The 24,306-nt window shown below is 65.8% G+C and carries 25 protein-coding genes; 21 read left to right on the forward strand and 4 right to left on the reverse strand.

The features are described 5' to 3' along the window. The first annotated feature begins 21 nt into the window (after window positions 1-21). On the forward strand, window positions 22-630 hold the full coding sequence (hpt, locus tag A9W95_RS25340; RefSeq protein ID WP_067419103.1) for a hypoxanthine phosphoribosyltransferase: 609 nt from the start codon (window positions 22-24) through the stop codon (window positions 628-630). Between the two features lie 3 nt (window positions 631-633). On the opposite strand, the gene A9W95_RS25345 is transcribed toward hpt, so the two are convergent. Next, window positions 634-1,380, reverse strand: coding sequence for an SIMPL domain-containing protein (locus tag A9W95_RS25345; RefSeq protein ID WP_067419025.1), 747 nt, complete (start codon window positions 1,378-1,380; stop codon window positions 634-636). Window positions 1,381-2,210: 830 nt separating this feature from the next. Here A9W95_RS25345 and A9W95_RS25350 point away from each other — a divergent pair. Together A9W95_RS25350 and A9W95_RS25355 are read left to right on the forward strand one after the other, a co-directional pair. Continuing rightward, the gene (locus tag A9W95_RS25350) at window positions 2,211-2,510 is read left to right on the forward strand and encodes a PE family protein (RefSeq protein WP_067419027.1); all 300 of its coding nucleotides are present in this window, start codon (window positions 2,211-2,213) and stop codon (window positions 2,508-2,510) included. Window positions 2,511-2,529: 19 nt separating this feature from the next. Beyond that, window positions 2,530-3,774, forward strand: coding sequence for a PPE family protein (locus A9W95_RS25355; RefSeq protein WP_067419028.1), 1,245 nt, complete (start codon window positions 2,530-2,532; stop codon window positions 3,772-3,774). Between the two features lie 23 nt (window positions 3,775-3,797). Here the strand turns inward: A9W95_RS25355 and A9W95_RS25360 are convergent, their stop codons facing one another. The 3 genes from A9W95_RS25360 to A9W95_RS25370 are packed head-to-tail and all read right to left on the reverse strand — an operon-like array spanning window position 3,798 to window position 6,963. Continuing rightward, window positions 3,798-4,808, reverse strand: a complete 1,011-nt coding sequence (locus A9W95_RS25360) for a zinc-binding dehydrogenase (RefSeq protein WP_067419033.1) — start codon at window positions 4,806-4,808, stop codon at window positions 3,798-3,800. Next, a complete protein-coding gene (locus A9W95_RS25365) occupies window positions 4,808-5,983 on the reverse strand; it encodes an LLM class flavin-dependent oxidoreductase (protein WP_067419114.1) in 1,176 nt (391 codons plus the stop codon). The genes A9W95_RS25360 and A9W95_RS25365 overlap by 1 nt, the downstream gene beginning before the upstream one ends. Before the next feature lie 14 nt (window positions 5,984-5,997). After that, complete coding sequence (locus A9W95_RS25370) at window positions 5,998-6,963, reverse strand: alpha/beta fold hydrolase (RefSeq protein ID WP_156746409.1); 966 nt, start codon at window positions 6,961-6,963, stop codon at window positions 5,998-6,000. A gap of 237 nt (window positions 6,964-7,200) precedes the next feature. Between A9W95_RS25370 and A9W95_RS25375 the strand changes: the two genes are divergently transcribed. The 18 genes from A9W95_RS25375 (at window position 7,201) to A9W95_RS25460 (ending at window position 24,248) form a co-directional block, all read left to right on the forward strand. Beyond that, complete coding sequence (locus tag A9W95_RS25375; RefSeq protein WP_067419037.1) at window positions 7,201-7,617, forward strand: VOC family protein; 417 nt, start codon at window positions 7,201-7,203, stop codon at window positions 7,615-7,617. A 229-nt stretch (window positions 7,618-7,846) separates the two neighbouring features. Further along, complete coding sequence (gene ftsH / locus A9W95_RS25380) at window positions 7,847-10,078, forward strand: ATP-dependent zinc metalloprotease FtsH (protein ID WP_067419038.1); 2,232 nt, start codon at window positions 7,847-7,849, stop codon at window positions 10,076-10,078. Between the two features lie 14 nt (window positions 10,079-10,092). Further along, on the forward strand, window positions 10,093-10,701 hold the full coding sequence (gene folE, locus A9W95_RS25385; RefSeq protein WP_067419116.1) for a GTP cyclohydrolase I FolE: 609 nt from the start codon (window positions 10,093-10,095) through the stop codon (window positions 10,699-10,701). Between the two features lie 19 nt (window positions 10,702-10,720). Then, a complete protein-coding gene (gene folP, locus A9W95_RS25390) occupies window positions 10,721-11,539 on the forward strand; it encodes a dihydropteroate synthase (protein ID WP_067419039.1) in 819 nt (272 codons plus the stop codon). Next, window positions 11,532-11,933: a dihydroneopterin aldolase gene (gene folB, locus A9W95_RS25395; protein WP_067419041.1), complete on the forward strand. Its 402-nt coding sequence runs from the start codon at window positions 11,532-11,534 to the stop codon at window positions 11,931-11,933. Before folP ends, folB begins: the two co-directional genes overlap by 8 nt. Continuing rightward, a complete protein-coding gene (folK, locus tag A9W95_RS25400) occupies window positions 11,930-12,457 on the forward strand; it encodes a 2-amino-4-hydroxy-6-hydroxymethyldihydropteridine diphosphokinase (RefSeq protein WP_067419043.1) in 528 nt (175 codons plus the stop codon). Before folB ends, folK begins: the two co-directional genes overlap by 4 nt. Continuing rightward, a complete protein-coding gene (locus A9W95_RS25405) occupies window positions 12,457-12,933 on the forward strand; it encodes a DUF3180 domain-containing protein (RefSeq protein ID WP_067419045.1) in 477 nt (158 codons plus the stop codon). The genes folK and A9W95_RS25405 overlap by 1 nt, the downstream gene beginning before the upstream one ends. 76 nt (window positions 12,934-13,009) lie before the next feature. Continuing rightward, the gene (locus A9W95_RS25410) at window positions 13,010-14,407 is read left to right on the forward strand and encodes a DUF6779 domain-containing protein (protein WP_067419048.1); all 1,398 of its coding nucleotides are present in this window, start codon (window positions 13,010-13,012) and stop codon (window positions 14,405-14,407) included. A 98-nt stretch (window positions 14,408-14,505) separates the two neighbouring features. After that, on the forward strand, window positions 14,506-15,417 hold the full coding sequence (locus tag A9W95_RS25415) for a Rossmann-like and DUF2520 domain-containing protein (RefSeq protein ID WP_067419049.1): 912 nt from the start codon (window positions 14,506-14,508) through the stop codon (window positions 15,415-15,417). Beyond that, window positions 15,414-16,340 (forward strand): pantoate--beta-alanine ligase, encoded by a 927-nt coding sequence (gene panC / locus A9W95_RS25420; protein WP_067419051.1) that lies wholly within the window; start codon window positions 15,414-15,416, stop codon window positions 16,338-16,340. Before A9W95_RS25415 ends, panC begins: the two co-directional genes overlap by 4 nt. After that, window positions 16,340-16,759 (forward strand): aspartate 1-decarboxylase, encoded by a 420-nt coding sequence (panD, locus tag A9W95_RS25425; RefSeq protein ID WP_067419118.1) that lies wholly within the window; start codon window positions 16,340-16,342, stop codon window positions 16,757-16,759. Before panC ends, panD begins: the two co-directional genes overlap by 1 nt. A 2-nt stretch (window positions 16,760-16,761) precedes the next feature. Then, entirely contained in the window at window positions 16,762-17,580 is an 819-nt protein-coding gene (locus A9W95_RS25430) for a type III pantothenate kinase (RefSeq protein ID WP_067419053.1), read from the forward strand. A 206-nt stretch (window positions 17,581-17,786) separates the two neighbouring features. Next, a complete protein-coding gene (gene lysS / locus A9W95_RS25435) occupies window positions 17,787-19,301 on the forward strand; it encodes a lysine--tRNA ligase (protein WP_067419054.1) in 1,515 nt (504 codons plus the stop codon). Between the two features lie 112 nt (window positions 19,302-19,413). After that, entirely contained in the window at window positions 19,414-19,752 is a 339-nt protein-coding gene (lsr2, locus tag A9W95_RS25440) for a histone-like nucleoid-structuring protein Lsr2 (RefSeq protein WP_067419055.1), read from the forward strand. Between the two features lie 282 nt (window positions 19,753-20,034). After that, the gene (gene clpC1, locus A9W95_RS25445; protein ID WP_067419056.1) at window positions 20,035-22,557 is read left to right on the forward strand and encodes an ATP-dependent protease ATP-binding subunit ClpC; all 2,523 of its coding nucleotides are present in this window, start codon (window positions 20,035-20,037) and stop codon (window positions 22,555-22,557) included. A 180-nt stretch (window positions 22,558-22,737) separates the two neighbouring features. Then, window positions 22,738-22,947 (forward strand): CbtB-domain containing protein, encoded by a 210-nt coding sequence (locus tag A9W95_RS25450; protein ID WP_067419057.1) that lies wholly within the window; start codon window positions 22,738-22,740, stop codon window positions 22,945-22,947. A gap of 9 nt (window positions 22,948-22,956) precedes the next feature. Further along, entirely contained in the window at window positions 22,957-23,712 is a 756-nt protein-coding gene (locus A9W95_RS25455) for a CbtA family protein (RefSeq protein ID WP_067419058.1), read from the forward strand. Next, on the forward strand, window positions 23,709-24,248 hold the full coding sequence (locus A9W95_RS25460; RefSeq protein ID WP_067419060.1) for a histidine phosphatase family protein: 540 nt from the start codon (window positions 23,709-23,711) through the stop codon (window positions 24,246-24,248). Before A9W95_RS25455 ends, A9W95_RS25460 begins: the two co-directional genes overlap by 4 nt. Window positions 24,249-24,306: the final 58 nt, after the last annotated feature.

The following is a 24,306-nucleotide window of genomic DNA, read 5'->3' on the forward strand; positions in this document are numbered from 1 at the left end:
TTCGCCGTGGCGTGGCAATCTGTGCACGTGACCCACGGCTCCTCGGCGATCACCCCCGGGCAGACACCGGAGCTCTATCCCGGCGACATCAAGTCGGTGCTGCTGACTTCGGAGCAGATCCAGGCCCGCATCGCCGAACTCGGCCAGCAGATCGGCGCCGACTACGGTGACCTGGCCACCACCACCGGCCAGGACCTGTTGTTGATCACCGTCTTGAAGGGGGCGGTGCTGTTCGTCACCGACCTGGCGCGCGCCATTCCCCTGCCCACGCAATTCGAGTTCATGGCGGTGAGCTCGTATGGCTCCTCGACCTCGTCGTCGGGCGTGGTCCGGATCCTCAAAGACCTCGACCGTGACATCCACGGCCGAGACGTGCTGATCGTGGAAGACGTCGTCGACTCCGGGCTGACCCTGTCCTGGCTGTTGCGCAACCTGACCAGCCGGCACCCGCGGTCGCTGCGGGTATGCACGCTGCTGCGCAAGCCCGACGCGGTGGGCGCCAACGTCGACATCGCCTACGTGGGCTTCGACATTCCGAACGACTTCGTGGTCGGCTATGGCCTGGACTACGACGAGCGCTACCGGGACCTGTCTTACATCGGGACGCTGGACCCGCGGGTCTACCAGTAGGCGTTACTTCAACTCCCATACTGCGGTCACGGAGAAGGCGACCGTCTGCTGACCGGGCTCCAGCGGGACCGCCGCGGCCCGGGGCGCCTGCTCGGGCGGTCCACCGGGCGCCGGTGTGGCGCCGGCCGCCTCGGAAATGCTGAGCACCTTGCCCAGATTCAGCCCGGATAGTTGGGCGTATTGCTGCGCCCGGTTTTTGGCGTCTTCGAAGGCGCGGGCGCGCGCATCCTTGACCAGCTGGGAGTCGTCGGCAATGGAGTAGTGCACCGAGGTGATCCGGGTGGCGTCGCCGCCGGTGGTGACGATCAGCCCGAGCAGTCGGGAAGCCGCGTCGGTCGGATGGATCTTCACCTCGATCGCATTGTTGGCGCGGTAGCCGGTGATGGACGCGCCCCCGACCGGCCCAGGGACGCTGTACTGCGGTTGCAGGGTGACCTGCGTGGTGCGGGTGTCTTTGCGATCCACGCCGGCGCCCACCAACGCATTGATCACCGCTTGTTGTCGGTCGTTGGTCTGGTTCATCGCGCTGGTGGCATCGCCCGCCGTCGACTCGATGCCGACGTCGGCGGTCAAGGTGTCCGGTACGCCTTGGACCTGTCCGGAACCCAACACGGTCACTTGGCGGGGATTCAATCCGGGCGACGCCGCGGAATGTGAGTCACATGCGGACAGCACCGCAACGGCGACGGCGGCTAGGGCCAGGACGATCGGCTTGCGGACCAAGCCGGATGCGCTGCTTGCAATCGGCATGCTGGCACCCTAGTCCCTCTCGCCGCGCCGCCGCCGCGACGAGCGTTTCAGCGCGCCGCCGCGGTTTGTTCACCTTGTGGTCATGTAGGGAGCGCACTCGGCGGACAACAACGGGGCGCAATCAGCACCAGCAAATTGTTAGCAATGGCGGCGATACCGGTGTCCTCCAATTTCGCGCAGGTTGAGTTCACCGATTCCACGCCAATCCCCGGTCGTTCACTTTGGTGCTTGGCTAGGCGGCCTACAAGGTGCTGGTCTTCGTGGCTTTGACGTGCGCCTATCGATCCTGCCATTGTCATTTCGACTGGTAGCAGCGGCATGTCGCGATAAAAATCCCCGCATCAGCATCGCTGCAGCCGAAAACAACTACGCACCAAACATATTCGGAAGCGGATGGCTGCTCGGATTCGAATTGCGGTCGCGACCGTTGCGCAGTCTGACGTGAAATCGCATGCACTGGAGCGAGTCCGAGAGACGCTACGCCGCCGCGCAAGCGTTCCTCGGCTGGTCATCACAGGAGAAGACGGCATATATAGCAGGTCGGGTCCGGGAGTCTAGCGCCGCACCCCATCATTTCCTACTTTTTCATATTGAACTCAAAACATATCTGAAACATATATGTCTCATATAAAAGCACTCGAGATATAGCAAATATCACTCAGCAAATGAATAGTTATTTACCCGCCAGTGAACAGCCGGTCTGGGCACTGGGTTACCCCCGCATGGCTGGCTTAACGTGTCGATTGATCCGCTTCGGCGACGGGTGACGACGTCGTCAGTTGGCGCCGAATGTCGTTGAAACAAAACACGCTTTGAGGGAGGAAACAGTCGTGTCTCTTGTTTTCGCAGAACCAGATGCGTTGCTGGGAGCGTCCGCCGAGTTGCAGTCCATCAACGCGGCCATGCACGGAGGTAACGCGGCTGCGGCCGGTCCGACGACCTCGGTGGTGCCCGCCGCATCTGACTTCGTGTCATTCCTGACCGCGGCGCAGTTCGCTGCGCACGCGAAGCTTTATCAGGAGGTCAGCACCAAGGCCGCCGCAGCCCGGGAACGAATGGCCACCACGCTGGGTCTCAACGCCAGTTGGTATGCGGCGTCCGAGGCTACGAATAACAGCGTGCTCGCCTAGCCGAGAAGGGAAGCACGACATGGATTTTGCAGCCCTGCCGCCAGAGATCAACTCTGCGCTGATGTATGCGGGACCTGGCTCGGGTCCGATGCTGGCTGCGGCGGCGGCCTGGGAAGCCCTGGCGGCCGAGCTGGCCAGCAACGCCGCTTCGTGGACCACAGTGATCACCGGCTTGACCGATGGACCGTGGTTGGGTGCGTCTTCGATGACCATGGCCGCCGCGGTGGCGCCCGAAATCGCTTGGCTCAGCAGCGCAGCCGGGCAGGCCCAAGAGGCCGCCGCGCAAGCTGCGGCGGCAGCAAGTGCGTATGAGGCGGCGTTTCTGGGTACGGTCCCGCCGGCCGAGGTCGCGGCCAATCGGGCTTTGTTGATGGCTCTCTTGGCGACGAACTTCCTCGGCCAGAACACCGCGGCGATCGCCGCAACGGAAGCTCAGTATGCCGAGATGTGGGCGCAGGACGCGGCCACGATGTACAGCTACTCGGCTGCTTCGGCGGCCGCGGCCGAGTTACCGCCGTTCAGTCCGCAAGGCATCGCCAGTGCCCTCACCGGCCTGGGTAACGCCGTCAACAGTCAAGTGAACGCACTCAATTCGGCGCTGGCGGCGCAGGGACTGCACGAAATACCCAAGGCGCTGAGTCAGATGGCCGGGTTGACCAACGCGCCGCCGTGGCTCACGAATCCCCAGGCCGCGCTCGGCACCACCGGGCTCGCCTGGAACTCCAATGGTGACGGCATCGTCCTGAACGGGATATTCGGCGACTTCGTGGAGGGCCTGACCGGCTCGCAGACGGTGGACGCCAGCTCGGCCATGGACTCGTACATCCGGTTGGTTTCCCCGTTCCGTCTCACCACCACGGCGCTCAAGGACATCGACGGTCTGGCCCATAGCGCATTTCCCACCCTCGGCAAAGCCGCCGAGGGGGCTGCGAAGGCCGCCGAAGGTGCGGCCGCTGCTGCTGCACCAACGTTCGGCAGCGGTTTCGGCAACGCTCTCGGTGGGATCACTGGAGCCATCGGCAACGCGTCGAAGGTTGGGGCAGTGTCGGTTCCGGCCGCCTGGGCGAGCACTCCGGCGACCAATCCGATCACGTTGGCGGTCAACGGCGCTGCCGGTGCCGCCGCCGCGGAACCCGCCGCGAGCGCCTTTGGTGGTCTGCCGATGATGCCCGGCGCCGGCACGGGGCGCAGTGTGGCGAACTTCGCCGCTCCGCGCTACGGGTTCAAACCCACCATGGTGGTGCAGCCGCCGTCTGGAGGCTGACGGGGATCAGGCCAACGTGATGGCTACGGCGTGACGAGAATCTTGCAGTGCCGCTCGGGGTCGGCGAGGTCATCGAAGGCTTCGCCGACCTCGTTTAGGCCCACTTCGCCGGTGATCAACGGCGCCACATCGATTTCCCCGTCGGCGAGCAGGCGCAGCGATTCGGTGAATTCGTCGGGCTCGTAAGCGTTGACGAACTGCACGTTGATCTCTTTGGCAATCGCGAAGAACGGATACACCGTGTCGGCCTGCATGCATACGCCGGCCACAACCAGCCGAGTCCCCCGCCGGGATCGTCGGATGACGTCATCGATGATGCCGGGCACCCCGATCGCTTCGAAGACCACCGATGCCTTCACCGAATCGAACGGTGACCCTTGGGCGGCATCAATCGTCTGGTGGGCGCCCATGGCGACGGCCAGCTCACGGCGCTTAGTCGAAAAGTCCGCGGCCACAATCCTTTCGACACCGCGAACTTTGAGCGCTGCGACGATGGCGATGCCGATTGGACCACAACCCAGCACCAGCGCCGTTTCCCCGGCGGCGATGCCGGACTTGTTGACGGCGTGCAAGCCCACCGCCATCGGCTCGGTGAGAGCGGCGTGCTTGAAGTCCAAGCCGTTGGGAATCGGCAGCAGTAGAGGAGCGGATAACAGCATCCGTTCGGCGTACCCGCCCAGCGTGCTGTTGCTGAATACGATTGGCTCGACCCCTCTTTCAGTGAGCAGAACCGGCAGCGACGTGACCAGAGTGCCCGGGGGGTGCGTATCGGTGTCTGGTCCGGCCTCGAGCACCTCCGCGCTGAACTCGTGACCCATGAACACGTCCCGGTCCAAATCCAGGTCCATGCCCCGACCACGCGCCAGTTCGTTGCTCAATCCCACGACCTCGGCGCCATGGGCGGCGAAATGCAGGTCGGAGCCGCAGATACCGCAGGCCCGCACTCCGACCAGTACCTGACCCGGGCCCGGCACCGGGTCCGGCACATCGTCTCGATACACCATGCGCCCGTCGCGCAGCACCGACGCGCGCATCAGCTGCTCTCCCGGTCTTGTTCGGAGACATGTTCGGTGATGGCTTTGACGACAGCCTGACCGGCGCGGCCGATGAGTTCTTCGCGCTTGTCCTTGGCCCACTCGTGCGATGCGCGGGCCGCCTCGAGCTGACCCTTGAAATGCGGAATGACTTTGCGGGCGAACAAGTCGTAGGAGTGGAAGGTAGCTTGCGGGGAGGCCCAGTCATGGCCGAGCAGAAGTAGCGTCCCGAATCCACCCGACCGATTCAGCAAGTCCTCGATGTGCGCGATCGCGTCGTCGGGTGTGCCAATGCAGCAGTTGCCTTTGGCTGCATAGTCTTCCACGAAATCCCGGGGAGATTGCACCCCTTCGACGGTGTTGACCAGCGGAACGAATCCGGCTGCCCCGAAGTACTTGGCGAAGTCGAGCAGGCCGTAGGTGCAGTCCTCGAGGGCTTGGTCGCGGGTGTCCGCCAGATGCATGATGCTCAGAACGCGCCAGTCGCTGCGGTGCGGTTGGTCCCGGCCGGCTTTCTCGGCCTGCTCACACACCACATCCCAGGTGTTCTCCAGCGCGGCATAGCCGCCCGGCACTGACATCGACAGCGACAGCAGCGACGTGCCCAGCGCCCCCGCCAGTCGGGGACCGGACGGTGAAATCATTGCCGCCGTTGAGATCTCGGGATACGGCCAGGTGTACGGGCGGATGTGCAGCTGCGCGTCGCGCAGGGTGAACCAATCCGAGTCACGGTTGATGCGTTCATCCGGTGCGGCCCGAAACAGCGCGAGAATCGCTTCGAGCGATTCCTGCATCATCCGGCGTTGCTCCATCGGGTCGATACCCATCATGTAGGCGTCGGACGGCAGCGCCCCCGGTCCGGTGCCGAACATCACCCGCCCGCGGGTCAGGTGGTCCAGGAGCACCCAGCGGTCGGCCACCATCAAGGGGTGGTGGTAGGGCAGCGACACGACGCCGGTGCCCAATCGGATGTGCTTGGTTCGCTCCGCGGCGGCGGCGATGAACACTTCCGGGCAGGCGATCAGCTCATACCCCCCGGAGTGGTGCTCACCGAACCACGCTTCGTCGAAGCCGAGGCGGTCCAGCGCAACCACCCGATCCATGTCGTATTCCAATGCGACCGTGGGCGATTGGCCGGTGGGGTGAAACGGCGTGATGAAAACACCGAACCGCATCGGGGCGGCGCTCGTCACCACTCGACTCCTTTGAGGAACTCCAACAAAGTGCTGTTCACCTCGTCCGGGCGTTCCTGTTGCAGCCAGTGCCCGGCTTCGTCGACCATGACCTCGCGATACGGGCCGGTGACCACTTCCGCGGCGCGGTCGCTGCGGGTGAAAGTCAGCACCGGATCGGCCGTTCCCGCCATGAACAGCGACGGCACCGAGATGGTGGCTCCGTCGAGGTGTGCCGTGGTCTCCCAGTTGCGGTCGAAGTTGCGATACCAATTGAGCGCGCCGTTGAAACCGGTGCGGGCGAATTCGTCGATGTAGTGGTCGAGTTCGGCCTGGCTGATCCAGTCCGGCAACTGCTGCGGTTCGGGTAACCGGTCGATGAAGCCCTCGGGTCCCGGCGCCACCATTCGCAAGGCCGCCTCGTGGTCATCGGGTGACCGCAAGCTCCCGATCATCCGGCGCAGCACGCGGGCCGGGTCCGCGTTAAGTTCGGCGTCGGCGACACCGGGCTCCTGGAAGTACAGAATGTAGAAGAAATTGTCCCCGAACACTTTTCGAAAGGATTTCGTCGGCGCCACTTTGGCCCGCGGCACCACCGGCACGCTCAACGCGGCGACGCCCGCAACACGGTCGGGTTGCAGCAGCGGCGCGTTCCACACAACGACGGCGCCCCAGTCGTGTCCCACCCACACGGCGCGCTCTGCGCCCACGTCGTCGAGCAGACCGACCAAGTCACCAGTCAACTGGTGAATGTCGTAGGCCTCGATCGCCTCGGGCCGCGACGAGCCGCCGTAGCCGCGTTGATCGGGGGCCAGCACGTGGTAGCCGGCTTCGGCCAAGACCGGAATCTGGTGACGCCAGGAATAGGCGAGTTCGGGGAAGCCGTGAGCCAGAATCACCACCGGTGCACCGCGGTCGCCGGCCTCGACCACTCGTAGTTGAACGCCGTTGGTCTCGACTAACCGTTCGGTTGAGGTAGGCACCGTCTCACCAAAGCACAACCCCTGCGGACCGGGAAGGGCCCAAGGATTCCTCATCGGGGCGCACGCAAAGGTTCGGGCCGGTGTGTTCGAGGGCCGCGAGGGCGCGCGGGTGTCCGCGCCCAAGAGCCGCGGGTGGTGCCGGTGACTTGACGGGCGCGGCCGTAGAGTTTTCGTTGCGGGTTGCGCAGGAAGATCGACCGACGCACGGGTTGGCAAGAAAAGGCAGGTGCGCTGGACATGAGGCGTCTTGATCACGTCGTGCTGTGGACGAAGAACCCGCAGGCATCGATGGACTTCTACACCCGGGTAGTCGGCCTTGCTCCGGTGCGGTTCGACGAATATCGGGCCGGCGAGGCGCCGTTCCCCAGCGTGCGGGTGAGCGAAGACTCCATCATCGACTTGATGGCAGCCGAAGGCGCCGGGGCCACCGAAGCCATGACAAAAGTCGACAACAGTGCCGGCCACCCGGTCAATCACGTGTGCCTGGCCATGTCCAAAGAGGAATACGACGCACTCGACCAGCGGCTACGCGACGAGGGAGTGGACACCAGCGCCCGGCTGAACAACTCCTTCGGCGCGCGCGGCTGGGCTCCGCAGGGCTACTACTTCCCTGATCCCGACGGCAACGTGGTCGAGGCTCGCTATTACGAATAGCCAGCCAGTTGACCGATCCGGTGACACGTTGGGAACTTCCGCTCGTTGCTCAGGTTGGATGCTGGCGACCCGCTGCGCTCCGAATACCGGAGCTTGCGGTCGCCTTGGTGGGATGCTGGCGACCCGCTGCGCTCCGAATACCGGAGCTTGCGGTCGCCAGAGAGCGGTAGCCTGGACTTTTGCAGCTGCGTGTATCGGGAAGGACATGGCCGGTACGGCCGAATGATTGATGAACCGTAAAAACGTGATCCGCACCGTAACGGCGATCGCTGTCGTGGTGCTGCTCGGCTGGTCGTTCTTCTACTTCAGCGACGACACCCGCGGTTACAAGCCCGTCGACACCTCCGTGGCGATGGCTCAGATCAACGGCGACAACGTCAAGAGCGCGCAGATCGACGACCGTGAGCAGCAGTTGAGGTTGACCCTGAAGAAGGGCAACAACGACACCGACAACTCCGACAAGATCATCACCAAATACCCCACCGGCTACGCCGTTGACCTGTTCAAGGCGCTCAACGCCAAGAACGCCAAGGTGACCACGGTGGTCAACGAAGGCAGCATCCTGGGCGAGTTGCTCGTCTACGTGTTGCCGCTGCTGTTGCTGGTCGCACTCTTCGTCATGTTCTCTCGCATGCAAGGCGGCGCCCGCATGGGCTTCGGCTTCGGCAAGTCGCGCGCCAAACAGCTGTCCAAGGACATGCCCAAGACGACGTTCGCCGACGTCGCCGGCGTCGACGAGGCCGTCGAAGAGCTCTACGAGATCAAAGACTTCCTGCAGAACCCCAGCCGGTACCAAGCCCTCGGCGCCAAGATTCCCAAGGGGGTGCTGCTCTACGGCCCGCCGGGTACCGGCAAGACGCTGCTGGCCCGGGCGGTGGCCGGTGAAGCCGGGGTGCCGTTCTTCACCATCTCCGGCTCAGACTTCGTCGAGATGTTCGTCGGCGTCGGCGCCTCTCGGGTCCGCGACCTGTTCGAGCAGGCCAAGCAGAACAGCCCCTGCATCATCTTCGTCGACGAGATCGACGCGGTCGGCCGCCAACGCGGTGCGGGCCTCGGCGGCGGCCACGACGAGCGCGAACAAACCCTGAACCAGCTGCTGGTGGAAATGGACGGCTTCGGGGACCGCGCCGGCGTCATCCTCATCGCAGCCACCAACCGGCCCGACATCCTCGACCCGGCGCTGTTGCGGCCCGGCCGCTTCGACCGGCAGATCCCGGTCACCAATCCCGACCTGGCCGGTCGCCGCGCCGTCTTGAGGGTGCATTCCAAGGGCAAGCCGATTGCGCCGGACGCCGACCTCGACGGGTTGGCCAAGCGGACCGTCGGCATGACCGGGGCCGACCTGGCCAACGTCATCAACGAGGCCGCCCTGCTTACCGCGCGGGAGAACGGCACCGTCATCACCGGGCCCGCGCTGGAGGAAGCGGTCGACCGGGTGATCGGCGGCCCGCGCCGCAAGGGCCGCATCATCAGCGAGCAGGAAAAGAAGATCACCGCCTACCACGAGGGTGGACACACCCTGGCGGCGTGGGCGATGCCCGACATCGACCCCGTCTACAAGGTCACCATCCTGGCCCGCGGTCGCACCGGCGGCCACGCCGTGGCGGTGCCCGAAGAAGACAAGGGCCTGCGCACCCGCTCGGAGATGATCGCTCAACTGGTGTTCGCGATGGGTGGGCGCGCCGCCGAAGAACTGGTCTTCCGGGAGCCGACCACGGGCGCGGTGTCCGACATCGAGCAGGCCACCAAGATCGCCCGCGCGATGGTCACCGAATACGGCATGAGCTCGCGGCTCGGTGCGGTCAAGTACGGCACCGAGCACGGCGATCCGTTCCTCGGACGCACCATGGGCACCCAGCCCGACTATTCGCACGAGGTTGCCCGCGAGATCGACGAGGAGGTGCGCAAGCTCATCGAGGCCGCGCACACCGAAGCATGGGAGATCCTCACCGAGTACCGCGACGTCCTCGATACCCTCGCCGGCCAACTGCTGGAGAAGGAAACCCTGCACCGGCCCGAGCTGGAAAGCATCTTCTCTGACGTCGACAAGCGGCCCCGGCTGACCATGTTCGACGACTTCGGTGGCCGCATCCCATCGGACAAGCCGCCGATCAAGACACCGGGCGAGCTGGCCATCGAGCGCGGCGAACCCTGGCCACAGCCGTTGCCGGAACCGGCGTTCAAGGCGGCCATCGCCCAAGCCAGCCGCGCCGCCGAGGAAGCTGGCGCCACAGCCAGCCCCAGCGGACACGGCCCCAACGGTGCGGCGCGCGGCGCAAACGACCGCCCGCATCGTCCGACCCAGCCCGACTACGGCGCCCCGGCCGGCTGGCATGCGCCCGGGTGGCCTCCACAATCGTCCAACCGGCCGCAACCGGCACCGGGGTACGCCGGGCCGGACAACGACGAGTCATCCGACCAACGCGACAAGACTCGGTGGAACCCGCCGGCGCACGGCTGACGAACGGAGACTTGATGACGCAGGTGGAGTCCCGCGACGCAAAAACGCGGGCGCGGGTATTCGACCAGCCACGAGCCGAGGCCGCCGTCCGTGAACTGCTCTATGCGATCGGCGAGGACCCTGATCGCAACGGTCTGCGCGAAACCCCGGCTCGGGTGGCCCGGGCCTACCGCGAAATCTTCGCCGGTCTCTACACCGACCCCGACTCGGTGCTCAACGCGATGTTCGACGAAGACCACAACGAGATGGTGATCGTCAAAGACATCCCGATGTTCTCCACCTGCGAACACCACTTGGTGTCCTTCCACGGGGTCGCCCACGTCGGCTATATCCCCAATGCCGACGGCAGGGTGACCGGTCTGTCGAAAATCGCTCGGCTGGTGGACCTTTACGCCAAACGGCCGCAGGTTCAAGAACGGCTCACCAGCCAGATCGCCGATGCGTTGATGAAGAAGCTGGAGCCGCGCGGCGTGATCGTCATCATCGAAGCCGAACACCTGTGCATGGCCATGCGCGGTGTCCGCAAGCCCGGCGCGCTGACCACCACTTCCGCGGTTCGCGGTCAGCTGCAACGGGATTCGGCGTCTCGAGCCGAAGCGCTCGACCTCATTCTGCGTAAGTGAGCCGGCGCCCGTGCAGGTTATGGGGGTTTTGAACGTCACCGACGACTCGTTCTCGGACGGCGGTCGGTATCTCGATGCGGACGGCGCGGTGGCCCACGGCCTGGCTTTGGTCGCTGATGGTGCACACATCGTGGACGTCGGGGGCGAGTCGACGCGCCCCGGTGCCACTCGGGTGGATCCCGAGTTGGAGGCATCGCGCGTCGTTCCAGTCGTCAAACAGCTTGCCGCGCAAGGAATTACTGTCAGCATCGACACCATGCATGCCGACGTCGCGCGGGCGGCGCTGGAAAGCGGCGCGCAACTGGTCAACGACGTGTCCGGGGGGCGGGCCGACCCCGCGATGGCGCCGCTGGTGGCCGACGCCGGTGTGCCATGGGTGCTGATGCACTGGCGGCCGGTGTCGGCGCAGCGTCCACACCACGTCCCGGATTACCGCGACGTGGTGGCCGACGTGCGCGCCGACCTGCTCGACAGCGTCGATGACGCGGTGGCCGCCGGTGTCGACCCGGCCAAGCTGGTCATCGATCCCGGCCTGGGCTTCGCCAAAACGGGCCAACACAATTGGGCCCTGCTGCACGCGCTGCCCGAACTGGTCGGCACCGGCGTTCCGGTGCTGCTGGGCGCTTCCCGCAAGCGGTTCCTGGGCACCTTGTTGGCCGCGCCCGACGGCACGCCGCGACCGCCGGACGGACGGGAAACCGCGACGGCGGTGATCTCCGCACTGGCCGCCATGCAGGGGGCATGGGGAGTGCGGGTCCATGACGTGCGGGCCTCGGTCGACGCCCTCAAAGTGGTCGCGGCCTGGACCCAACCGGAGGCGACTCAACAGAATGGCTGACCGAATCGAATTGCGCGGGTTGACCGTTCATGGCCGCCACGGAGTTTTCGACCACGAACGAGTCAACGGTCAGGAATTCGTCATCGACATCACTGTGTGGATCGATCTGGCCCGGGCCGCCGCCAGCGACGAACTGGCCGACACCTACGACTACGGAGCCCTGGCCCAACTGGCTACCGACATCGTCAGCGGGCCGCCGCGAAAATTGATCGAGGCCGTCGGGGGTGCGATCGCCGATCAGGTCATGGACGACCAGCGTGTGCATGCCGTGGAAGTGGTGGTGCACAAGCCCCAAGCGCCGATTCCGCAACAGTTCGCCGACGTGGCGGTTGTGGTGCGACGGTCGCGGCGCGGCGGTCGCGGTTCGGTGGTGCCGGCAGGCGGGACGGTATGACCCGAATGGTGTTGTCTCTCGGCTCCAACCTCGGTGACCGCATCGCCCACCTGCAATCGGTGGTCGACGGACTCGGCCAGGCAGTGCAAGCCGTCTCACCGGTGTACGAGACGGATCCCTGGGGCGGCGTGGTTCAGGAACCCTTCCTCAACGTCGTGCTGGTCGCCGACGACCCTGACTATGACGTGCAGGCCTGGCTGCGCCGAGCGCAGGAATTCGAGCGCGCCGCCGAACGGGTGCGCGCACAGCGGTGGGGTCCGCGCACTCTCGACGTCGACCTGATCGCCGGCTTCGATGAAGCCGGCGCGGTGCTCGTCGCCGACGACGACCTGACCCTGCCGCACCCGCGGGCTCATCAACGCGCGTTCGTGCTGGTTCCCTGGCTGGATGTCGACCCGCACGCCGAGCTGACCGTCGACGGTCGATCCCGTTCGGTTCCCGACCTGTTGGCCGAACTCGATCCCGCCGAGCGGACCGGTGTGCGGCGGTTTTCCCGCGGCCTGACGACCAGAACGCGGCGCTGATGGGACCCACCCGGAAACGGGACCTGACCGCCGCGGGGCTCGGCGCGGCGGTGATCGGCTATCTACTCATCGCGGTGCTGTACCGATATTTTCCGCCGATCACCATCTGGACCGGGGTGTCGCTGTTGGTGGTCGGCATCGCCGAGGCCCTGTGGGCGCGGTTTGTCCGGGCGAAGATCAACGCGGGTGAAATCGGCGACGCTCCTGGCTGGCTACACCCGCTCGCGGTGGCACAAAGCGTCATGATCGCCAAGGCCTCAGCGTGGGTGGGCGCCTTGGTGCTGGGCTGGTGGATGGGCGTGCTGGTCTACTTCCTGCCCCGCCGGTCGTGGCAACGGGCCGTCGCCGAAGACACCACCGGCACCGTCGTGGCGGCCGTCAGCGCCCTGGCGCTGATCGCCGCGGCGCTGTGGCTGCAACATTGCTGCAAATCACCCCAGGATCCGACCGACAACGGCGAGGGCGCGGAAGGCTAGTCGGGCCCCGAATTCGACGCGAGAATCGCCGGACCGGCGCGACACGCGGACTGACCTCGCCCGGTACAGTCAGGCCATGACCGTTCTGTCCCGCGGCGCCCGCGTTCGGCGCGGCGGCCGCAGGCCGGGTTGGGTGCTCTTGACGACGTTGCTGGTCCTGGCAATCGGGGCCAGTTCCGCCTTGGTTTTCACCAATCGCGTGGAACTGCTCAAGCTCGCTGTGATCCTGGCCCTGTGGGCCGCGGTGGCCGGCGCCTTCGTGTCCGTGCTGTACCGACGCCAAGCCGATGCCGAGCAGGCTCGTGCCCGCGATATGAAGCTGGTCTACGACCTGCAATTGGACCGCGAGATCTCGGCCCGCCGCGAGTACGAGCTGACCGTGGAATCGCAGCTACGCCGTGAGTTGGCGTCCGAATTGCGTGCGGCGGCCGCCGACGAGGTGGCCGCGCTGCGCGCCGAACTATCCGCGCTGCGCACCAACCTGGAAATACTGTTCGACACCGACCTCGAGCACCGGCCCGCCCTGGAAACAGTGGCTCAGAACGGCGCCCAGCACAACGACACTCCCGCCGCCGACTGGGTGTCCAGCGACCGGGTGCGGGCAGTCCGGGAAGACCGCGAAGAAAACCCGCCCAGCCGCTCCGAAGAGACCACCATCATCGACGTGCCCGAAGTGGGCGTACCGCCGGTCAACGAAGGCCCGATGTTCACGCCGCCGCGGCAGCCGCCGCCGAGAAGGCGGCACACCGGGGAGCGCGCCCGTCCGGCCTATGAGGCCCCGCCTCCGGAGGCTCGCCCGCTCCAGCCCGAGCCGTCGTACGAGCCGCGGCACCGGCCGCCACCCGCGCCGGCACCCGCGCCGCCGCCGGTACCCCCCATGTCGCCGCCCGTCCAGCCAGTCTCCGTCGCGCAGCCTTCCGGATCGGAGTGGCGACCCGTCGCTGCCGACGGCCAATGGCTGCCCCCAGGCGCACCGGGCAGCAACTGGGTGGCCGCCGAGCCTCCCGCCCCGCCGTCCCCCGAGATGGCTGCCCCCGCGGCGCCGGCAGCCGAGCCGGCGGAGCGGTCCGGGCGACGCCGCCGCTACCGCCACACCGACGACCAGGTCGACAACGACGACGCCGATGTGCCGGAGTCCTACCGCGAATCCGGTCGCCGATCCCGGTCCCGGCACTCGACGGAGTACCGCGACTATGGTGTCGGCAGCCTGATCGGTGCTGAACCGGCTGCTTCGGCGTCTGCACCGGCAGCCGAAGCGGTCGAGCCCGCCGCACCGCCGCCGCCACCGCGGCTGGCGCCCGCGCCGCCCCCTGAGGTCGCGCCGCGGCACCGCAGTCCGGAAACGGTTGACGAAGATCCAGAAGCCGTCGACGGGCAGGGCCCGCCGACCGGCGGTCAGTCCGTCGCCGACCTGTTGGCGCGGCTGCAGGTCCAGCCCGCCGGCGGTGGCCGGCGGCGGCGGCGCGACGGGTAAGTGGGGCCCGCCGTTCAAATCGACTAGAGTCTTAGTGACCGTCCGGTACCCGAGACACGGGACTGGAACGCACGAAGAATCCTGTGAGGTCGTCTGCGATGGGGCAGTTCGACGGTTTGCGCCCGGCCAGGCTCAAGGTGGGGATCATCTCCGCCGGCCGGGTGGGCACCGCGCTGGGGGTTGCGCTGGAGCGCGCCGACCACGTCGTGGTGGCCTGCAGCGCCATCTCCCGCGCGTCGCGGCAGCGAGCGGCCCGCCGACTGCCTGACACGTCGGTGCTGCCCGTGCCTGACGTCGCCGCCGGTGCTGAGCTGCTGATATTGGCGGTTCCCGACAGCGAGCTGGCCGGCCTGGTGTCTGGTCTGGCCGCCACCGCCGCGGTCCGGCCCGGCACCATCGTGGTGCACACTTCCGGGGTCAACGGGATCGACATCCTCGCCCCGCTGACCGAGCAGAGTTGCATTCCGCTGGCGATTCACCCCGCAATGACGTTCACCGGTTCCGACGAGGACATCAGCCGGTTGCCAGACACCTGTTTCGGCATCACCGCGGCCGACGAGGTTGGCTACGCGATCGGCCAGTCGCTGGTGCTGGAGATGGGCGGCGAGCCGTTCTGTGTGCGCGAGGACTCCCGGGTCCTCTATCACGCGGCCCTGGCGCACGCCGGTAACCACCTGGTGACGGTGTTGGCCGACGCGTTGGAGGCGTTGCGGGCCGCCCTGCGCGGCACCGAACTACTGGGCCAACAGCTCGTCGAAGACCAGCCGGGTGGCATCGCCGAACGCATCGTCGGTCCCTTGGCCCGGGCCGCGTTGGAGAACACGCTGCAGCGCGGGCAGGCCGCGCTGACCGGGCCCGTCGCCCGTGGCGACGCGGCGGCGGTGGCTGGACATCTGACCGCACTGGCGCGGGTCGACCCGCAACTGGCTCAGGCCTATCGGGTCAACGCCCTGCGGACCGCGCAGCGCGCCCACGCCCCCGACGATGTCGTCGAGGTGCTCGCACCGTGAACCCACAGCAACCCAAATTCCACCCGGGTGAGCTCAACGTGTACTCGCTGCCGAGCGATGTCACCGGGGTCAGCCGCGCGCTGCGGCACACCGGGCGGCGGGTGATGCTGGTACCGACCATGGGGGCGCTGCACCAAGGCCACATCGCCCTGGTCCGCGCGGCCAAGAAGACTCCCGGCTCGGTGGTCGTGGTGTCCATTTTCGTCAACCCGCTGCAGTTCGGTGCCGGAGAGGACCTCGACGCCTACCCCCGCACCCTCGAGGACGACCTCGCGCAACTCCGCGAGGTCGGCGTCGACATCGTGTTCGCGCCGGCCGCTGCGGCTATGTACCCCAACGGCCTGCGCACCACCGTGCAACCCGGCCCGCTGGCTGCCGAACTGGAAGGCGGGCCGCGCCCCACCCACTTTGCCGGCGTGCTCACCGTAGTGCTCAAACTTCTGCAGATCGTGCGCCCGGATCGAGTGTTCTTGGGCGAGAAGGATTATCAGCAGCTGGTGCTGATCCGGCAGATGGTTTCCGACCTGAATCTTGACGTGCAGGTGGTCGGTGTGCCGACCGTGCGGGAATCCGACGGGTTGGCGATGTCGTCGCGCAACCGCTACCTCGACCCGACACAACGTGAAGCGGCCGTGTCACTTTCAGCTGCGTTGACGGCAGGCGCGCATGCCGCGGTCGACGGGCCGCAAGCCGCGCTCGACGCCGCACGCGTGGTCCTGGAGGCCACCCCCGGCCTGGTCATTGACTACCTCGAGCTGCGCGACGCCGATCTTGGGCCGTTGCGCGCCAACGGATCCGGTCGGCTGTTGATAGCCGCCCGGCTGGGCAGCACCAGATTGTTGGACAACGTGTCGATTCAGATCGGAAACACCGCCGGCACCCATGGGCCGGACGGGCAACCTCACTCACAATGGAGGAACTGATGTTACGGACGATGCTCAAGTCGAAAATCCACCGTGCCACCGTCACCCAGGCCGACCTGCATTACGTCGGGTCGGTGACCATCGACGCCGACCTGATGGACGCCGCGGATCTGCTCGAAGGCGAACAGGTGACGATCGTCGACATCGACAACGGCGCCCGCCTGGTGACCTACGCCATCACCGGCGAACGCGGCTCCGGGGTCATTGGAATCAACGGCGCTGCAGCACATTTGGTGCACCCCGGTGATCTGGTCATCCTCATCGCGTACGGCACCATGGAAGACGCCGAGGCGCGCGCCTACCGGCCGCGGATCGTGTTCGTCGACGCGCAGAACAAGCCGATCGACTTAGGCCACGATCCCGCCTTTGTGCCCGCCGACGCGGGAGAACTGCTCGATCCCCGAATCGGTGTGCGGTAACCGTGCTGCTGGCGATCGACGTCCGCAACACCCACACCGTCGTCGGCCTGCTCTCGGGTGCCAAAGAGCACGCAAAGGTCGTGCAGCAGTGGCGGATTCGCACCGAACCGGAAGTCACCGCCGACGAATTGGCACTTACCATCGACGGACTGATCGGCGACGACTCCGAACGGCTCACCGGTGCGGCCGCGCTCTCCACTGTTCCCTCGGTTTTGCACGAAGTGCGCATCATGCTCGACCAGTACTGGCCGTCGGTCCCGCATGTGCTGATCGAACCCGGCGTGCGTACCGGCATTCCGCTGCTCGTCGACAACCCCAAAGAAGTGGGCGCCGACCGAATCGTCAACTGCCTGGCGGCTTTTCACAAGTTCAACACCGCCGCCATCGTCGTCGACTTCGGCTCGTCTATCTGCGTCGACGTGGTATCGGCCAAAGGTGAATTTCTCGGTGGGGCCATCGCGCCGGGGGTGCAGGTGTCCTCCGATGCCGCGGCGGCACGCTCGGCAGCGTTGCGCCGGGTGGAATTGACTCGCCCGCGTTCGGTGGTGGGGAAAAATACCGTGGAATGCATGCAGTCGGGCGCTGTCTTCGGCTTCGCCGGACTAGTCGACGGTTTGGTTACCCGGGTGCGCGAGAACGTCAAGGGCTTTTCGAGCGGCGACGACGTCGCAGTGGTGGCCACCGGACACACCGCGCCACTGCTACTGCCCGAATTGCACACCGTCGACCACTATGACCAGCACCTGACCTTGCAGGGACTGCAGCTGGTCTTCGAGCGCAACAAGGAAGCCCAACGCGGCCGGTTGAAGACCGCCCGCTGACGCCCCATCCCTCCCTTGCCCGTGAGTGTGAATCTCGGGCGCTCACTGTGTACTCAAGGCGTCGTTTCGACGATTTCGCCGCCGTCAGCGCACGCTCAACGCCCACAATTCACCCTCGACGCCCCAGCGGCCGCGTGACTGTGATCCGTAGCTCATGCCGCCCGCCGGAGCGGTCGCACCAAAGAATTCATTTAAGCTGGCAGGTCGTGAGCTCCGCCGACCTCCCCGACACCGAAGCTGCCCTACCCGAGCAGTTCCGGATCCGTAGGGAGAAGCGTGCTCGCCTGCTGGCAGAAGGCCACGAGGCTTATCCGGTCGACATCCACCGCACTCACACCCTCGCCGAAGTCCGTGCCGCTCACCCTGACCTGGCGGTCGACGAGGTCACCGACGACGTCGTCGGGGTGGCCGGCCGCGTGGTGTTCGCGCGCAACACCGGAAAGCTGTGCTTTGCGACCCTGCAGGAAGGCGACGGCACCCAGCTGCAGGCCATGATCAGCCTGGACAAAGTCGGCCAGGAGTCGCTGGACGCCTGGAAGGCCGACGTCGACATCGGCGACATCGTCTACGTGCACGGCACGGTCATCAGCTCACGGCGCGGCGAACTTTCCGTACTGGCCGATTCGTGGCAGATCGCCGCCAAGTCGCTGCGCCCGCTACCCGTCGCGCACAAGGAACTGAGCGAAGAAGCCAGGGTGCGACAGCGCTATGTCGACCTCATCGTGCGCCCGCAGGCTCGTGCGGTGGCTCGGCAGCGGATTGCGGTCATCCGCGCGATCAGGAATGCGCTGGAGCGCCGCGGCTTCCTCGAAGTCGAGACGCCGATGCTGCAGACGTTGGCCGGTGGGGCCGCGGCGCGACCGTTCGTCACTCATTCCAATGCCTTGGACATCGAACTTTACCTGCGGATAGCGCCGGAACTGTTCCTCAAGCGCTGCATCGTCGGGGGTTTCGACAAGGTCTTCGAACTAAATCGCGTGTTCCGAAACGAAGGATCGGATTCCACGCATTCCCCCGAATTCTCCATGTTGGAGACCTACCAGACCTATGGCACCTATGACGATTCCGCAGTGGTCACCCGAGAGATTATTCAGGAGGTAGCCGACGAGGCGATCGGGACACGACAACTTCCGATGCCCGATGGCAGCGTCTACGACATCGATGGAGAATGGCAGAGTATCCAGATGTATTCCTCCCTGTCGGAGGCGCTCGGGGAAGAGATCACACCGCAGACGACAGTCGAACGTTTACGTAACATCGCGCGTCGACTCGATGTCGAGATCGACGACAGCCGTGGCTTTGGTCACGGGAAACTGGTCGAGGAACTTTGGGAACACACCGTGGGCCACGCGCTCACCTCGCCCACCTTCGTCAAGGATTTCCCTGTGGAGACAACGCCTTTGACGCGTCAACACCGCAGCATCCCGGGGGTCACCGAGAAATGGGATCTCTATGTCCGCGGTGTGGAACTGGCCACCGGCTACTCGGAATTGACCGACCCGGTGGTGCAACGGGAGAGATTTGAAGACCAGGCCCGCGCAGCGGCCGCCGGCGATGACGAGGCGATGCTACTCGATGAGGATTTTCTGGCCGCTCTCGAGTATGGGATGCCGCCGTGTACCGGAACAGGAATGGGTATCGATCGGTTGTTGATGTGTTTGACCGGGCTGTCAATTCGGGAGACTGTTTTGTTCCCGATTGTTCGGCCGCACTCCAACTGAACTGCGCTTCTTGTCTCGGATTGAGGATTGCCGATACTTATGGCACATTGGTGCCGGGGAGTCTATCCATACTGCATCAGTTACTGCACAGACGAAACGCGAGGGTAAGCCAATGGCGAAGAAAGTAACCGTCACTCTGGTCGACGATTTCGACGGTTCGGGCGCCGCTGACGAAACGGTCGAATTTGGGCTTGACGGGGTGACCTACGAGATTGACCTTTCCTCCAAGAATGCCGCGAAACTGCGTGGTGATCTGAAGCAGTGGGTAGCAGCCGGCCGGCGCGTGGGCGGCCGTCGTCGCGGGCGGTCCAGCTCGGGACGTGGCCGCGGCGCAATCGACCGCGAGCAGAGCGCCGCGATCCGCGAGTGGGCCCGTCGCAACGGTCACAACGTGTCCACCCGGGGCCGCATCCCGGCCGATGTCATCGACGCATTCCACGCCGCGACCTAGCAAACGTCTGCCGGCGCCTGGGCGGAACCGCCTGGGCGCCGGTTTTGCTTTCGCTGTCGGCGAACCGTTTGGCACTCAGCGCGGGAAACGTATTTTCCGTTTTCCTCGTTTATCTGGTGCGGCTTGTTTTTGGACAGGGATATTTGCCCTTGGCGGGCTCGGCGGCGGGGCGCCGCTAGTCACCGCGAGGTAGGAACCCTGGCAGGCCGACCATTACAGTGGACGGCAGGTACGTGATGCCGACCGGCTGTACCGATGGTGAGGGAGAGCAGGTAACCACCGATGTTTGAACGTTTTACCGACCGTGCCCGCAGGGTGGTCGTCCTGGCGCAAGAAGAGGCCCGGATGCTCAACCACAACTACATCGGCACCGAGCACATTCTTTTGGGTCTGATCCACGAAGGTGAAGGCGTCGCGGCCAAGTCGCTGGAATCGCTGGGCATTTCGCTGGAAGGCGTCCGCAGCCAGGTCGAGGAGATTATCGGCCAGGGCCAGCAGGCGCCGTCGGGTCACATCCCGTTCACCCCGCGTGCCAAGAAGGTCCTGGAGCTGAGCTTGCGGGAGGCGCTGCAGCTGGGCCACAACTACATCGGCACCGAGCACATCCTGTTGGGTCTGATCCGCGAGGGTGAGGGCGTGGCAGCCCAGGTGTTGGTGAAGTTGGGCGCCGAGTTGACCCGGGTGCGTCAGCAAGTCATTCAGCTGCTGTCGGGCTACCAGGGCAAGGAAGCCGCCGAAGCCGGCACGGGTGGCCGGGGCGGCGAGTCGGGCAGCCCGTCGACGTCACTGGTGCTCGACCAGTTCGGCCGCAACCTGACCGCTGCGGCGATGGAGGGCAAGCTGGACCCGGTCATCGGCCGCGAGAAGGAAATCGAGCGGGTGATGCAGGTGCTGAGCCGGCGCACCAAGAACAACCCGGTGCTGATCGGAGAGCCCGGCGTCGGCAAGACCGCCGTCGTCGAGGGTCTGGCGCAGGCCATCGTGCACGGCCAGGTGCCCGAGACGCTCAAAGACAAGCAGCTCTACACCCTCGACCTGGGCTCGTTGGTGGCCGGCAGCCGGTACCGCGGTGACTTCGAGGAACGCCTGAAGAAGGTGCTCAAGGAGATCAACACCCGCGGCGACATCATCTTGTTCATCGACGAGCTGCACACCCTGGTCGGTGCCGGCGCAGCCGAGGGTGCGATCGACGCCGCGTCGATCCTCAAGCCCAAGCTGGCCCGTGGCGAGCTGCAGACCATCGGCGCCACCACCCTCGACGAGTACCGCAAGTACATCGAGAAGGACGCCGCCCTGGAGCGCCGCTTCCAGCCGGTGCAGGTGGGGGAGCCGACGGTGGAGCACACCATCGAGATCCTCAAAGGCCTGCGGGACCGGTACGAGGCACACCACCGCGTGTCGATCACCGACTCCGCCATGGTGGCCGCCGCGACGCTTGCCGACCGCTACATCAACGACCGGTTCCTGCCGGACAAGGCGATCGACCTGATCGACGAGGCGGGTGCCCGGATGCGGATCCGCCGCATGACCGCGCCACCAGACCTGCGCGAGTTCGACGAGAAGATCGCCGAGGCGCGTCGGGAGAAGGAATCGGCGATCGACGCCCAGGACTTCGAGAAGGCCGCCAGCCTGCGCGACCGCGAGAAGACGCTCGTCGCCCAGCGAGCCGAGCGGGAAAAGCAGTGGCGCTCCGGTGACCTCGACGTGGTCGCCGAGGTCGACGACGAGCAGATCGCCGAAGTGCTGGGCAACTGGACCGGCATCCCGGTGTTCAAGTTGACCGAGGCCGAGACCACCCGCCTGTTGCGGATGGAAGACGAGCTGCACAAGCGGATCATCGGCCAGGAGGACGCCGTCAAGGCGGTCTCGAAGGCGATCCGCCGTACCCGTGCCGGGTTGAAGGACCCGAAGCGGCCGTCGGGTTCGTTCATCTTCGCCGGACCGTCCGGTGTCGGTAAGACCGAGCTGTCCAAGGCGCTGGCCAACTTCCTGTTCGGCGACGACGACGCGCTCATCCAGATCGACATGGGCGAGTTCCACGACCGCTTCACCGCATCGCGGCTGTTCGGTGCCCCTCCGGGTTACGTCGGCTACGAAGAGGGCGGCCAGCTCACCGAAAAGGTGCGGCGCAAGCCGTTCTCGGTGGTGCTGTTCGACGAGATCGAGAAGGCGCACCAGGAGATCTACAACAGCCTGTTGCAGGTCCTCGAGGACGGCCGGCTCACCGACGGGCAGGGTCGCACGGTCGACTTCAAGAACACCGTGTTGATCTTCACGTCCAACCTGGGCACCTCCGACATCTCCAAGCCGGTTGGCCTGGGCTTCACCCAGGGTGGCGGGGAGAACAACTACGAGCGGATGAAGCAGAAGGTCAACGACGAGCTGAAGAAGCACTTCCGCCCGGAGTTCCTGAACCGTATCGACGACATCATCGTCTTCCACCAGCTGACCAAGGACGAGATCATCAAGATGGTCGACCTGATGATCGGCCGCGTCGCCAACCAGCTCAAGAGCAAGGACATGGCGCTGGAGCTGACCGACAAGGCCAAGTCGCTGTTGGCCAAGCGCGGCTTCGACCCGGTGCTGGGGGCCCGCCCGCTGCGGCGCACCATCCAGCGCGAGATCGAGGACCAGCTGTCAGAGAAGATCCTCTTCGAGGAGGTCGGACCCGGTCAGGTGGTCACCGTCGACGTGGACAACTGGGATGGCGAAGGTGCTGGCGAAGACGCGGTCTTCACCTTCACCGGGACTCGCAAGCCGCCGGCGGAGCCGGACTTGGCCAAGGCGGGAGCCCAGTCGCAATAGCGTGACAAACGACGGCGGCGCCTTACCGGCGCCGCCGTCGCACGTTTAGACTGGCGCTCGTTACCGACGGACATCGGAATCTGGTGAAATTCCGGAGCGGTCGCGCCACTGTCACAGTCAGACCCGCTGCCCGTCACCAAGCACCCAAGGGGAACGCGAACATCCCCGGAAGGAGTCACCGTGGCCAATTCCCAGACGGCTCGCGCCGGATCGGTCGATCTGTCGGCGGCAACTGCGGCCTTTTGGTTGGCGGCGACGGCCGTCTTGGCGCTCATCGCGCTGTACTTCGTCGGCATCGACCAGGGTGCGGTGTCGCTGTTCGGTAGCGATTCCCACGTACACGAGTTCTTCCACGACGCCCGCCATCTGCTCGGCTTCCCCTGCCACTGAGCCGCCGGCGTGGAGAAGCGTCTGATACTGCGCGGTCTCCTGGCCGGCGCGGTTGGCGCTGTCCTGGCGTTCGTTTTCGCCCGCGTATTCGCTGAACCGGTCATCGGCCGCGCCATCGCTTTCGAAGATGCCCGCATCGAAGCCGAACACGCGCATGGTGTGCATGAGCACGGTGCCGAGTTGTTCAGCCGCGGTGTGCAAGGCAACGCCGGGTTGGGTTTCGGGGTGCTACTGGTCGGGTTAGCGCTGGGGGCGCTGTTCGCCGTCGTATTCTGTGTCGCCTACGGGCGTGCGAAAAGCACTGATCCACAGTCGTTTTCGATCCGACTGGCGGTGGGGGCCTTCGTCGCGGTCGAGCTGGTTCCGTTCGTGAAGTACCCGCCCAACCCGCCGGCCGTCGGGCAGGCCGACAGCATCGGCACCCGCACGCTGTGGTACCTGGTCATGCTCGTGGCGTCGGTGGTCTTGGCGATCGCTGCGGTCTGGTTGCGCGGACGACTTGCTGCGCGATTCAGCTCATGGACCGCTGGGCTGGTTGCCGCCGTTGCATACGTGATCACTGTCGCGCTGGTGATCTTGGTGTTGCCGACGGTCGACGAGACACCGGCCGGGTTCCCCGCTGACGTGTTGTATGAATTCAGGTTGGTCTCACTGGGCACGCAGCTGGTGCTGTGGGTGGCTATGGGTCTGGTTTTCTCCCGAGTGGCCGGCCGACTGCTCGGCGAGCCGAGTGAAACGACGCGAGCGGAGAGCATTGTGGCGTGACCGGTGTGCTCCGGTTGACCCTGATCTCGCACGCAATGACCGAGGCGATGGCCGCCGCTCGATTCCCCGACGACGAGCCGCTCAGTGACATCGGCCGCCGCCAGGCTCGAGGCACCCTCGATGGGACCCCTCGCCGACTCGCCGCACCAGAGCGGCGAGCCCGCCAAACCGCCGAACTGCTCGGTCTGCAGACCACCATGGAGCCGCAACTGGCCGACCTGGATTGCGGGCGCTGGCGCGGCCAAGCGCTGCAGGACGTGCCAGCCGCCGAGTTGGCGTTGTGGCTGACCGATCCGGCCGCTGCGCCCCACGGCGGTGAGTCGGTCGTCAATTTAATCGACCGCGTAGCCGGATGGTTGGCGTCCTTGTCCGACGACACGACACCGACGTTGGCCGTCACTCATCCGGCAGTCGTCAGGGCCGCGATAGTGGCAGCCCTCGACACCCCGCCAACAACCTTCTGGCGCATCGACGTTCCCCCGGCCAGCCGCACGGTCCTGCATTTCCGCGCCGACCGCTGGACGCTGCGCCTGTAGCGGCGAAGCTGCCTTTACCCAACCTTGACCAGGTATTGAAGTGCCTTACCAACGATGG

This window comes from Mycobacterium sp. 1423905.2 (assembly GCF_001673155.1).
Lineage (GTDB): Bacteria > Actinomycetota > Actinomycetes > Mycobacteriales > Mycobacteriaceae > Mycobacterium.